11 protein-coding genes are annotated in these 12,768 nt (G+C 48.2%); 3 read left to right on the top strand and 8 right to left on the bottom strand.

From position 1 onward, the window contains the following. Positions 1-36: 36 nt before the first annotated feature. A complete protein-coding gene (locus KGP21_RS19190) occupies positions 37-744 on the bottom strand; it encodes an MgtC/SapB family protein (protein ID WP_021805950.1) in 708 nt (235 codons plus the stop codon). Positions 745-893: 149 nt separating this feature from the next. Continuing rightward, a complete protein-coding gene (locus KGP21_RS19185; RefSeq protein WP_021805949.1) occupies positions 894-1,679 on the bottom strand; it encodes an ABC transporter ATP-binding protein in 786 nt (261 codons plus the stop codon). Positions 1,680-2,169: 490 nt separating this feature from the next. Here KGP21_RS19185 and KGP21_RS19180 point away from each other — a divergent pair, with 490 nt between their 5' ends. After that, positions 2,170-2,508, top strand: coding sequence for a hypothetical protein (locus tag KGP21_RS19180; protein ID WP_223536036.1), 339 nt, complete (start codon positions 2,170-2,172; stop codon positions 2,506-2,508). Here the strand turns inward: KGP21_RS19180 and KGP21_RS19175 are convergent. Genes KGP21_RS19175 through KGP21_RS19165 form a run of 3 tightly spaced genes read right to left on the bottom strand, consistent with a single transcriptional unit; the run spans position 2,461 to position 6,000 of the window. Further along, positions 2,461-3,549 (bottom strand): porin, encoded by a 1,089-nt coding sequence (locus tag KGP21_RS19175; protein WP_301178815.1) that lies wholly within the window; start codon positions 3,547-3,549, stop codon positions 2,461-2,463. The genes KGP21_RS19180 and KGP21_RS19175 overlap by 48 nt on opposite strands. Positions 3,550-3,583: 34 nt before the next feature. Then, positions 3,584-4,375, bottom strand: coding sequence for an ABC transporter ATP-binding protein (locus KGP21_RS19170; protein WP_059201261.1), 792 nt, complete (start codon positions 4,373-4,375; stop codon positions 3,584-3,586). Positions 4,376-4,389: 14 nt separating this feature from the next. After that, positions 4,390-6,000 carry an ABC transporter permease subunit gene (locus tag KGP21_RS19165; RefSeq protein WP_223536034.1) on the bottom strand — a complete coding sequence of 537 codons (1,611 nt, stop codon included), beginning with the start codon at positions 5,998-6,000 and terminating at the stop codon, positions 4,390-4,392. Positions 6,001-6,976: 976 nt separating this feature from the next. Here KGP21_RS19165 and gspS point away from each other — a divergent pair. Then, on the top strand, positions 6,977-7,369 hold the full coding sequence (gene gspS, locus KGP21_RS19160; RefSeq protein ID WP_223536032.1) for a type II secretion system pilot lipoprotein GspS: 393 nt from the start codon (positions 6,977-6,979) through the stop codon (positions 7,367-7,369). 49 nt (positions 7,370-7,418) lie between these two features. Here gspS and gspB read toward each other — a convergent pair whose 3' ends face one another. From gspB to KGP21_RS19145, 3 genes are all read right to left on the bottom strand, one after another. Next, entirely contained in the window at positions 7,419-7,973 is a 555-nt protein-coding gene (gene gspB, locus KGP21_RS19155; protein ID WP_223536030.1) for a type II secretion system assembly factor GspB, read from the bottom strand. Between the two features lie 208 nt (positions 7,974-8,181). Continuing rightward, positions 8,182-11,445, bottom strand: coding sequence for a pullulanase-type alpha-1,6-glucosidase (gene pulA / locus KGP21_RS19150; protein WP_223536028.1), 3,264 nt, complete (start codon positions 11,443-11,445; stop codon positions 8,182-8,184). 359 nt (positions 11,446-11,804) lie between these two features. Continuing rightward, a complete protein-coding gene (locus KGP21_RS19145) occupies positions 11,805-12,008 on the bottom strand; it encodes a hypothetical protein (protein ID WP_166732627.1) in 204 nt (67 codons plus the stop codon). Here KGP21_RS19145 and gspC point away from each other — a divergent pair. After that, a complete protein-coding gene (gene gspC, locus KGP21_RS19140; RefSeq protein ID WP_245398478.1) occupies positions 11,986-12,765 on the top strand; it encodes a type II secretion system protein GspC in 780 nt (259 codons plus the stop codon). The two genes, KGP21_RS19145 and gspC, sit on opposite strands and share 23 nt — an antisense overlap. The last annotated feature ends 3 nt before the right edge of the window (positions 12,766-12,768 follow it).

Genomic DNA, 12,768 nt, shown 5'->3' with positions numbered 1-12,768 from the left:
TGAATTGGTGGTGCAAAAGGGGTCTGTATGACGTTTTTAACCAGATCCACAAATTCTGCTGTAATAGGCCTGTTTCATCATGCTATCGCCAAGTAAAGTATTGACGGTTTTATCAAGTACCGTAGTAGTGACAGAGGCGGGCATGAGAGTTGCGGTGATTTCTACGTCATCATCGCCAAAAGGCTCAATATCAAGGTGCGAGATAAAGCAGTTTTCGGCTTGCATCACCTGTTTGAATTTGGCTAACGCTTCGCGTTGCTCGTGTTCAAATGCAATCACGCAGATCTGGTAGGTGGATTCACCGTTAACATCGCTGAAGGGTTGTTTGTTGACCATATTGACGATCGGGCGCAGCAGTGTATTGGCAGCCAGTACGTATAACGTAGCGGCCAGTGCATCTCCATATAATGCACAACCCGCGCAGGTACCGACGGCTGCCGATCCCCACAGCGTAGCCGCTGTGTTCAGACCGCGGATATTCATTCCTTCTTTCATGATTGCCCCTGCTCCGAGAAAACCGACGCCAGAAACCACATAAGAAATCACTCTTACCGCCCCCCCACTGCCATCAATGGTCATGGCCAGATGGACAAAGATAGCTGCGCTGGTGGCAACAAGTGTATTGGTGCGTAACCCGGCAGTGCGTTGCCGGAACTGTCTTTCATAGCCAATAATTGCGCCAAGTAAAGATGCTGTTGATAGCGTTATTAATGTTTGAATAAAATGCATGATAAAAACCAACATGTTATCTGCTTATCATGAAACACCGATAAAAAGGTAGTCCTTGATAAACAGGTAGTTAAAATGGCAGACTTTTCATCTGCCAGTCAGCGATTAAAAATTGATATTATGCCTGGCAGACGCGGAGCAGTGGCGTTTATACAGGCCGGGCTTTAATAGACCGAAGTAGCAATTTGCTGGCTTAGCTCAGCGCTGATTTCTTCGATCAGGCTTTGCATTGAGCGTTTGTTCCGCTCCTCACGCCGCAGGGTGATTTCATAATTTCCAGTAACGGTACCGGGGTCTGAACCTAGCAAAATAATCCGATCTGACATCATTACGGCTTCTGTTATGCTGTGGGTTACTAAAATCATGGAGCGAGTTTTTATTTGCCGCGTCGACCAGATCTGCATTAGGTCGTTGCGTAGATTTTCTCCGGTATAAATATCCAGGGAAGAGAAAGGTTCATCCAGTAACAGTAACGCAGGTTCGACGACGAGCGCACGGGCAAACCCCACCCGTTGGCGCATACCACCGGAAAGTTCTCGTGGGAAAGCATTGCGGTATTTTTCCAGACCAATCAGGTTCAGCATTTTTATCACCTGTTTGTCGATGGTGTCTTGGGAATAATGCTGTGCCTGCAATCCAAAGGCGATATTTTGATAAACGGTTAACCAAGGGAAAATAGCAAAGTTCTGGAAAACCATGTTGATTTGTGGGTTAGGGCCTGTGACTTTGTCCTCACCGAGCATGACATCCCCAAAATCAGGAGATATCAAACCTGAGATGATCCGCAGTAGGGTGGATTTGCCCGAGCCGGATTTCCCTAATACGCTAATCACTTCATTGTCATAGACGTTGAGGTCGATATCACTAAGGACCAAATGTGATTTTTGGGTCGTAGGTTGGAAGCTCTTACTCACGTTGCTGACAGTAAGTAATATTTTTTTCTTGGCCATCATATTTCCTTGGTTATCTTTTAAAAAATAAATAGGTGAATAGGATATGCCGCTGAGTTTTTCACAGAAACATCCAGACGTGAAAATATACACTAGAGAATGCCAGCGGTCTTATTGGTCTGATTAATAAGTTGAATTCTGGTTATTGAGATATGCTGTCAGCTTAGGATCGCCTAGTATAAGGCGCTGAAGGAGGTGAGAATAAAGTGCAGCTGTAACGTGATGACGTCACATACGAATACTTTTCAGGACGCAGTAAAATGACTATTGCGCCTAAGCCTCCAGCAGGCTCAACAAACCAATGAATAACGAACCGTCGGTGTCCATAATTTTATCCTGTATCAAATCGGAGTCTCATAGTACCCACAAGGGTCAGGAAGCTCAATAACTGAGTGATGTTTTATAACTGCAAAATGTAATTTAATATTAATGGATATCGCAAGGGATGTTTAAAATAAACACAGCATCAACGAGATTGGAGTTTAAATGAGTGGTTGACTATAAACCCCGGAGCATTGGAAGTGAAACTAAAACGTTAAATGAAGGTAATGCAGTCAACGTGGTGATTGTTATCTTTGGCGTCGCTATCAAAAATACTCTAATTTCAGAGGGAAATGCCTATTGGCAATGTGGAATGGGGAAAGAAACGGCTAATATGATTGTATTCACTGTTTTTAACTTTCATTCATATGTCTTGCTTGCTAGCTTTTACCCATTCAAAAACGCTAAAAAGCCCAATGAGGTCAAACCTCATCAGGCATGGGTTTCAGCGCTTAACTTCTCAGAACTGGTACATAATCCCCGTTTCAACGACATCATCAGAACCTAAACCGGCTGCATTGTGTTTATCCAGCAGGTTCAGTTTGTACTCTACATAGGCTGACATATTGGCATTGAAGCTATAACCCAGCGCCATATCTATATACTTGACCAGATCGGTATCACCGATGCCAGGTAGGTCACGCCCACGTGACTGCAAATAGGCAAGAGAAGGGGTGATGCCAGAATCAAAGTGATACTGCGCCACGGCTTCGACGGCATCTGCCTTTGGTGCAAAGCCGGTGTAGTTGCCACCCTCTACGTAGGTCATGTTCTGAGTGCGGGTATAGTTTGCTGCCAGATAGAGGTTATCCCGATCGTACTTCAGGCCCAAAGTCCAGGCTCTGGCACGATCGCCATTGGCCAGACCAAAACTACGCTGTGCCTGTGTACGATCCGAATTGGCGTAGGCACCGCCAGCGCTCAGTCCCCAACCTATGTCGTAGGTCGTGGAGAAGGAATATCCGTCGCCGTTTTGTGTCTGCAGGTCTTGCGTGTGATGGGCGTCGTCCCCCCGATTCTTTCCCTGATATTGCATGCCAATATTCAGGCCATCAATAATCCCCCCCAAACCCTGATTATGATAGGTCAACATACCGTTGCCCCGACTGGTCATAAAGTTATCGGCAGCTTCATAGCTGTCATTACCAAACTCGGGTAATACATCGGTCCAGCTTCCCACGTCATAGAGTAAACCGTAGTTGCGTCCATAGCTGATGCTTCCAAACGGGCCGAATTTCACCCCGGCAAAACCCAACCGAGTGTAGTTACCACTTTGCTCGCCGCTTTCCGCTCCGTTCAGCCCAATCTGATATTCCCATTGGCCGTATCCAATGATGTCATCATTAATTTGTGTTTCGCCTTTAAAGCCAAAGCGAGTGTAGGATTGATCGCCGCTGCTGCCAGCATTATTACTGAAATAATGAACACCATTAATCTGCCCATATAAATCCAATTTATTGCCGTCTTTATTTACGATTTCTGCAGCTAACGTGGTGCTGGCTACTGGCAATAGTAACCCCAATACAGCCAAGTGCATTATTTTTTTCATTTCAATAACCTGATGTTAATAAATACGTTGAAAGCTATGATGCTTTTTGTGATATCGCAATTCTCTTATACAAACGATCGCTGGTTTCATCAATAATGGCTGCCATATTCTGTCTGCCTCGTGATTCTCTTGGCCTGTCGATAACGATCTCATCGGTGATTTGCCGTTTATTGGCATCCATAATGACGACTCGGTCTGACATCATGACCGCTTCCTCTATGTCATGGCTCACCATGATGATGGCGCTGATATTATTTTTTTTGTTCGTCCAGATATTCATTAAATCCATCCGCAGTTTCTGTGCGGTAAAGATATCAAGAGAAGAAAAGGGCTCATCCAACAGCAAAACTTTGGGCTCCACGGCTAATGCTCGGGCAAAACCTACGCGCTGGCGCATACCACCGGAAAGTTGACGGGGCCAGGCTTTCTCATACCCATTCAGGCCAACCAGCGTGAGTAATGCTTTCAGCTTTTTGTCGATCAATTGCGGTGGCAAGTCTTGTGCGATCAAGCCAAAGGCGATGTTGTCATACACCGTGAGCCACGGATAAAGAGCATAAGACTGGAATACCATGCTGATATCGGCATTGGGTCCTTCGATAGGTTTTCCTGCCAGCGATACCGTGCCGGTATCAGGGAAAATCAGGCCGGCAAATATGCGCATCAACGTTGATTTGCCAGAACCTGACTGCCCAAGGATCGTAACGAACTCACCCTTGTGAACATTCAGATCCACGTCGCGCAGCACTTCCTTGGGGAGCTTGTTTTCTCCAATGAAGGCTTTGTTTACCTGCTTGGCGCTGAGTACCACTTCTTGAATAGTCATTTAATTTCCCTGCATTAATCATATTTGAATTTGGTTTCTGCAACGCGATACAGTGGCTGCCAGATAAAGATTACGCATAACGCCACCAGTGAGCACATGGCAGCACAGCCCAGCGCGGATTCCGGGTTTTTACCGGCATCGGTCACGACTGAAATAAAAGCGCCCAGCCCGGTAGTACTGATCGTGGTAGCTCCCCATTGAATGACTTCTGCTGCAATGGCGCTATTCCAGGCACCGCCTGCTGCAGAAATAATGCCGGTAACGATGTAGGGGAAAATCGCGGGCAGCATATAGTAACGCCACCATTTGAAACTCCGTAAACCGAAGGTTTCGCTGACTTCGGTGATATGTGATGGGATTGCCGTGACGCCGGCAATGACGTTAAACAACACATACCACTGCGTGCCGAGCATGATCATTGGAATCGCCCACCAGCCAAGATCCTGATGATAAACAGCGATAAAAGCGGCGATCAGAGGATAGAAAATATTGGGTGGGATAGCAGCCAGGATTTGAATGATCGGCTGGAAGAATTTCACCAGGCGTGGATTCATCCCTATCCAGACGCCGAGTGGGGTGAAAATCACGATACTGAGCACCATTGCAGCCACTACACGCGCAGTAGTCAGCAGCATCCATTCAGGCATCATGGCGAAGTATTGCTTTGGGAAATACTCCCACAGTTGATAACCAAACCAGGCACAGGCCATGACCACCGCGAGATACCAAGTGCTGCGCCACAGCCAGTTGGCTTTTGCGGTGATGCGAAACAGCTTGTGCAAACCAAGGCCGTACCAGATCTGCGGCAGCTTAAATAGCCATACATCAGCCAGCATGCGTAGGGCCGCTGACAACATTGATCCTAGATGGGAATAGCTCAGGCAGTTATAAAACCATGAGCTGCCTTCAGTTTTATTGGCGCTAACATCTTCGTATTTGAAACGGGAGGTATAGCGAACCAACGGGCGGAAAACCAATTGGTCAAGCACGATAATATTGGCCGCTAATGTGATCACGGCAAACAGAATAGCGTGCAGGTTTTGCTGCGCCAGCGCTTCGGCAATATAGGAACCTACACCAGGCAACGCCACCGATTTATCGTTGACCGGGATCGCCTCCGACGCCACCAGAGCGAACCATGCTGCCGATTGTGACACCATGGCATTCCACAATAATCCGGGTACGGAATAGATAAACTCTAACCGCCAGAAACGTTGCCATGGATTGTAGTTGAAACTGCGTGCGGCTTCATCCAGTTCACTTGGAACGATGCGCAGCGTCTGGTACAACGTTAGCATCATGTTCCATGCCTGGCCGGTAAATACCGCAAAGATAGCGGTACACTCCAGCCCCATCACACTGTGTGGGTACAGGCCAAGAAAATACGCCGTGGTGAAGGTTAAAAAGCCCACCAAGGGTACTGACTCCATAAAGTTGACGAAAGGTAATATCACCCTGCGTAACGGCACGTAGCGCGCCGCCAGGACGGCAAAGACAATGGAGAATAACAATGACCAAATCATGCCGATGGCAAACCGCATTGTCGTTCTTAGTGAGTAATAGAAAAGATTCCAGGTATCCAGACTAATGGCACCCACGTTGTGTTCATCGAACGAACCGTGCATGTCCCCCCAGGCACGGATAAGAAAGACGATGACCAATGATGCTATTACAAAAACAATAAGGTCATTTAGATAGTACTTTCTAGAAATAGATGTACTTCTGCTTTTTTGCATAATGCCAATCCCATAAATTTCTCAAAAAACCGGCGGGAACGTCAACTTGATAAAGCCGAGCGCCTCCGTTTTAAACGAACATATATAGCTTGAGATAAATTAATTTGTTGATTGTTACGCTGATGGTGAACGATGAATACTACAGGAACAGGCATGACAAGCCGGTATTATCAGATGCCAAGGCACATAGGCAGTGCCAGGACGTTGCTGATAAGCCGTTGATTGATTGTCTACATTCTGTTTATTTCAGAATGTAGCATGAACTACATTACTGAAATTTATCCAGTAGTACTAAGCTAAAACTAAAACTTCCATCGTCCATAAGGCCCCCGTGGTGAGAATAAAGCGGTGAGATAGTAATGCTTGAACATAATGAATAGCAAGTAGATGTGATGGTTTTCATTATTGTATGTGTAACAGGATGAAAATAGATTTTTTAAAAGATATATCCATAAATTAAAATGATGAGGGAGATATTGTTAGATAGACAAGGACATCAAAAAATTGAAGTCTATATAGCTAGGATGAATGTTTCTTAAAGTGGAAAAATATAACTTTTTTACTTGAGTTACGCGTATTATTGATGATCCCGAGCTTCCGGGAAGTTCGGGGGAGGAGGGAGAACACCAACTCACCTTGTCATCCCCACATACCTTCCAAGATCTCAATGGTTCTTGGTTCCAACGGAACACGGTGCTTGTTGCGCGCAGTGCTCTACTTGTGTGGCGACGAGGTAAAATGCAAAGCACTGAAAATGAATCTGCAAGCGGGATCGCAATAAGGAAAACTTTTCTCTCTAGCAAGTGACAGTGCTGGGGGATTTGTTAAAATAGACCCACTTAATCAAGATAAGATTATTATTATCATGCAGTTAACTAAGATTTTTCGTCTTGTCCCTGTGTTGCTTTTGCTGGTAACGGCGGGTTGTCAGCAACCCCGTTCTTCTCTGCAAAAGGAGCCTGTCGCCCTTAATGAACAGGTAGAACAGCTGGCTTCAGTGATTGCCAGTACCAAGTATTTGAAATATAAGTGTAATCGTAGTGATTTACCCAGCGATGCGGTCATTGACAAGGTTGCCTACAAAGTCGCCAAACAACGAGGCTGGAATAGTGCTGGCTACGGGGCTTTGCCGCAGCGTAGCGAGGAAATTTATCAAAGGCTGGTGAGAGACAACACGCCGGAACAAACCAAGTGCAGCAGCTTTAACAGCCTGTTGGCACCTTTTACCGACGAACTGCGTGCAGAAAAAAGCAGTTAGTGACACCAACTTGGTGTCCTGTGCCCAGTGTACGGGCTAGTGGTAAGCTTTATTCTGACTCTTCAGCGGTGCTGTCGCTATCCACCTTGCCGCCCGGCCAATCCTCTAATGCGTCAAGTGTGAATACCTCGCCATTGAAGTTAAAGATGGTCACGTCCTGTTGTATTTGCTCAATCGTAAGGTTGGGGGCAGGGCTGTCTCCTTCCTGATAACGCTGACCGTTCAGCGTGATGCTGCGTTTGTCATCTTCCGATGCGTAAACGTGCGCGCTGTATCTTAAAGGGGCTAATTCATCACTGGCTAAGGAGGGGGGGACTTTATTATCTGATCCCACTTGTTGCGCTGGTTTATTTTCATTATGCGCAGTTTCTCTATCAGCGTTGGTGACCGTATGCCTGGGCATCTCCATTTTTACCACGACAGAGGGGGCAACTTGAGTCAACGCGGGGGCGGCGAAAGCTTCGTTGTTACGCCAGTGCTGTCCGGAAAACCAGCCTATCGCTATTAACAGCAATGCATACACTGGCAGCAGATAGCGGGGAATAAACAGCCCCTTGGCGGGGTGAACGCTGGCTTCTAGCTCTACTTTCGATTTATTGTCCACATCCCTGAACCTTTAATAAACGCTGATTTCTACAGCCAGAGGTTGTTTATTGGCGTGTCGCCAACGTTGGGTAACGCCAAGGTATGAAGGGTATATCCTGCCCGAAAACTCGGGTCAATAGCATTGTACTGATATTCGGGATTGATGTGACTCAGTGGGTTTAACATCTCGTTTCGGGCCACCTGATGGTGACCCGAAACGAACCGTTTTATTTACTGCTTACAGGCAAACCTGTGCCTTGGGCAGTGACTTGTTGTTTGACCAACAAGGCCACCGACCAGGCGGGAACTGTAACGCTGCCCTCTGCGGTAATATTGACGCCGGAGGCGAGTGAGCGGTCTTCCAGGTTTTGTTGGATTGCGCTCAGGGTGAGATTTTCACCGGTAAAGTCATTAAGCGTTCTGGCTTCCGGCGCTGCGTTGATGATAACGACTAACGCATCGGCTTGGGGATCAAGATCGTTTCCGGCCTGAACTCCGTCATCAATGGTCATTACCAGTAAGCCCAGTTGCTGTTCTGCGCCCGTGTTACGGAAATCGACACGTTTCATCACTTCGTGGCCGCTACCCAAGGCAATCAGAGGCGAGGATTGGCGCAGTTGCGTGAGTTCCTGATAGAACGAGTTCATCTGCGCGATCTCTGTTTGGCCAGGTGTGGCAACAGCATCTTTTACGCTGGCGATCAGCGAATAGTTGTCACCGTCATCGCTGATGCGTGGCATACCAACGTTGAAGTTGTTGTCTTGATAGCTGTAATCCACACGGTTGAACCAGTCCCCGGCATCATATGAGTCACGGGTAAATGACTTGGAACGCAACAGTTCAGAGCCTTGTTGATCGAATGCCAGCCCTTGGCCCAACAACGTAGTGGCCAGTGACACCGCCTGCATGCGTACGCGAGTGGTGAGATCGGCTTCACGTGCGGCTTTGTAGCTGATCATATCCCATAAGGTTTGGTTGTCGTGTTTGGAAACATAGTTGACCACTTCGGTCGGATCGTTGGCATAACCCCCAATCGCCCCGTTATAGTCAATTTCGCTGCCTTTTTTGACGGAGCCGTCTTTATCGATCAACAGGAATTCAGCCAGGTTGCCGGCCATGCCCAGACGGGTCAGATCGGCCAGATGGCGCACGGTATCCTCGTTTTGCTGGGTTAACTCGTTAGCCAATACTCCGGCACCGTTACCCACCCCCTGGTTTTGACGCAAGGCATCACCAGAGTCAAACGGGCCGCCTCCACGAACAGCATCACGCAGACGATCGGAGAAGGTGCCAATGCCGGTGCCTTTTAACGTGATCTGCGAAGCGATTTCGAAGCGATCGTCCTGACCTGAATTCCAACCTTCACCAAAGAAATAAACGTTGGGGTTCACCGATTTTACTTTCTCCCGGGCCGCCAGGATTTGTGCTTTCGGATGATAGCCCATCAGGTCAAAGCGGAATCCGTCAATCTTGTAGTCTCGGCTCCAGACCACCAGAGAGTCTTCAATCAGTTTGGCAAACATCCTGTGTTCGGGGGCCGAGTCGGAACAACAGGTGGCCGACTCTACACTGCCCGTAGTTTCATTCAAACGTTGATAATACCAGGGCACGATTTTATCCAGCACCGAGGTGCGATCCGTTGGGCCAGCCGCATTGGTGTGGTTATAAACCACGTCCATGATGATGTTCATACCCAGTTGCTGTTTGATGGTCTGCACCATGGTACGAAACTCTTTGATGCGGGCAGTGCCTTCGGGATTGGTAGCGTAAGAACCTTCAGGCACCGTGTAATGGAACGGATCATAACCCCAGTTGTAGGAGTCAGTCTGGGCCACATAGCCATTCAATTCCTGCACCTGCGGATTGTTCTGGCTGTCATTCTGTTTCAGTTCTTCTAGTACATCACCGATGGTGGTTGAACTCCCACAGTAGCCAGCAAAACGGCTTTGCTTAACGGCGCTGTTCAGTTCACAAAGCCGACTGAATGGATGGGTGAGATCCGCCACTTTGTCGCTGAACTCATTGACGGTTGCCAGATCAAACACCGGTAGCAATTCAATGTGGGTTACGCCCGCATGCCCAAGCTGTCTGAGATGCTGCACCATATTGCTGTCACTGGCAGTCAACGCCAGATATTTACCCCGTACCTGTTCAGGCACGGTCTGATCCCAGGCGGAAAGATCGCGGATATGCGACTCATGGATGACCATCTTGGCAATATCAGCCTGGCTGGTCTGTGGGTGTGGCATTGTCAGGCCGTCCCAGCCTTCTGGTTTCAACGCGCTGTCATTGAGATCCACGACCTGGCTGTATTCGGAGTTCGTGGAGAGGCTATGGGAGTAAGGGTCGGTGACCTCATACTGCTCCACTTTGCGCGATTGCGGATGATAAACGGTCAGGGCGTAACGATAAAAAGCGTCTTTAAGGTCATGACTTCCTTGATATGACCAGGCACCGGAATCGTTATCTCTGGTCATCGGATGGCTACCAATGACTTTTTTATCCGCACTGTAGATCACCAGTTCTGCCTGCTGGGCCGTGGGTGCCCAGACACGGAAAGTGACGCCAGAATCGGTCAGCAGAGCACCATATTCCAGGCCTTCCGCTGCGGCTGAGAAGCGATCATCGAGAACGCCAGCGGTCTGTACCTGGGTGGCTGAAATAAGGATGCCGTCCTGATTGGCGGCCAGGGCGACGGTCTCGCCGCTAAGCAGTTCGTCTACTTTTGCATTGTCCGGCAATTTGAAGGCGGCATAACCCGCAAGGTGAGGGAAGCGTGAACCCAGTTCCTGGTTGATGCTGGTCGGTGTCAGCGAAAGATAGCGATCGGTAAACTTCCCTTCGCTGTTGGCGGCCACTTTGCCATTGTGGTTGTAGTACAGACGTACGATAGGTTTCCCTTCCCCGGCAGGCCACAGCAGGGTGTGTTTATCTACCCAATGGGCTTCAGCCAGAGCCACCCCGAAGGCCGCGCGGAAAGCTTCGGCACGGGTATCATAAAGCGTACTGCTGCCTGCAAGCGCAGAAACGGTCCTGTCCGGAAAATCACTGAACGATAAACGCATATCCGCATCAATCAGCTTATTGGTGCCATCACGCAGAATGAAGTTGATACACCCAGTGGTTTTGCTCAGAGGTAGCACCCAATACGGGCCATAACTGTCGCTGCCTGTCGGTGTTGTACTGGTGTCATTCCAGTCCCCAGAGGGCTTATCCAGGGCGTCACAGGTGTCGTTATTCCACAAAAACAGGTTCTTGGTACTGTAATCAGCGGCGGAGCCGCTGGTGATACCAGCAATATCGACCAGATGAATGACCGCTTGGTTTTCACCTGCCATGACGGCTTCGCCAGGCATGGCTATGTCAGGCAGACGTGCAATCGGCTCTTGGTTGTTGGTATCGGGGCTAACGTCTGAAGAATTATTATTATCACAGCCGCTCAATATGACGAGCGAGCCGAAAAGTAGGGCATTACAGGTATTTTTCAGCATTCTAAATTCCCTATCAGGCTTGCATTATAGAAAGTAAAAAATCGTATCAATGTGTAAAGCAGTGGTATTAGATATTGCATGATAAGGAGGAGCATCCTCCTGCTTTAGGAGGAGGAGGGGCGTAGGTGGAAGGAGGACGCGAAGTTTAGAGTAGGGAGAACAAACGGGTTAAACCGCTTTTATGCTAGCGAGATTAAGAAATAAATAGCTATAAAAACAGAAAGATAAATTATTTCGATAAGCAAAAATAATGATTTATTATTGAGGGGAGTATGTATAAAGTAACCCTTTCTGAGAGGATGTATTCAGAAACGTAAGGGCTGATGGAGGTACTGAGTTGTAAGGTTTCAGTCATAACCTTACATATTCTCCAACGACAATGCCCCCAACGATATGCCCACCGATTGACTGATATCGGTGAACTTCTGGCTGGCGTAAACAGAGAAGCAGGCAAAGGAAGGCAAGATGCGATTTTCTGTATTGTTATCGGTATGCAGAGAGGCTACTTTCAGGCTGTTCACGCCGCGATGGGCTTTATGCGTGCTGTCACTGTTGATTTGCAATCAACTCGCCTTGCTCACCTGGCACGGGCTCCTGCCCCCTGAAATATCCCCCGTACGCTTATCCAAAGCAGATTTCGCACCAGTAACAACTGGCGTTGGAGGTGAGTCTGAACGTTACCGCTTCACCCTCTTTGGTACTTCGCTATCCTCATCTTCCGCCGCTGAGCATGCGGTCTCTGACCAAACCCTGCGTAACGCACCGCCTTCTTCTCTCAAGCTAAACCTGACCGGCATTGTCGCCAGCCCCAGTCCAGAGCGTTCCATCGCCATTATCGCCAAAGATAGCAAACAGTTCAGCCTTGGCGTGGGGGAGAAGGTGCCTGGTTATGACGCCCGAATTGCGTCAATTTTTGCCGATCGTATCGTGATCGCCTATCAGGGGAATTATGAATCGTTGTTGCTGTTCAGCGAGCAACCCGAGGCCGCTAAAAGTGACAAAAAAACCTCAGCGTCGCAGCTCAAGGCACAGCTGCAAAAGCAGCCGCAAAGCATTCTCAATTACCTGAATATCTCACCGGTGATGGTGGATGACAAACTCATCGGCTATCGACTCAATCCGGGCAAACAAGGCGAGTTATTCCGCAAGGTCGGGCTGCAGGAAAACGATCTTGCCATAGCGCTAAATGGCCTGGATCTGCGCGATGCACAGCAGGCGCAACAGGCATTGAAACAGCTTTCAGAACTCAGTGAACTGAATCTTACCGTTGAGCGTGGCGGTCAGTTACAGGATATCTATTTGGCTCTTGGAGATGACTAATTG

It is taken from the genome of Serratia sp. JSRIV004, from assembly GCF_019968705.1.
Lineage (GTDB): Bacteria > Pseudomonadota > Gammaproteobacteria > Enterobacterales > Enterobacteriaceae > Chania > Chania fonticola_B.
The sequence above is the reverse complement of the archived record's forward strand: the minus strand, read 5'-3'. Positions and strand labels throughout refer to the sequence as shown.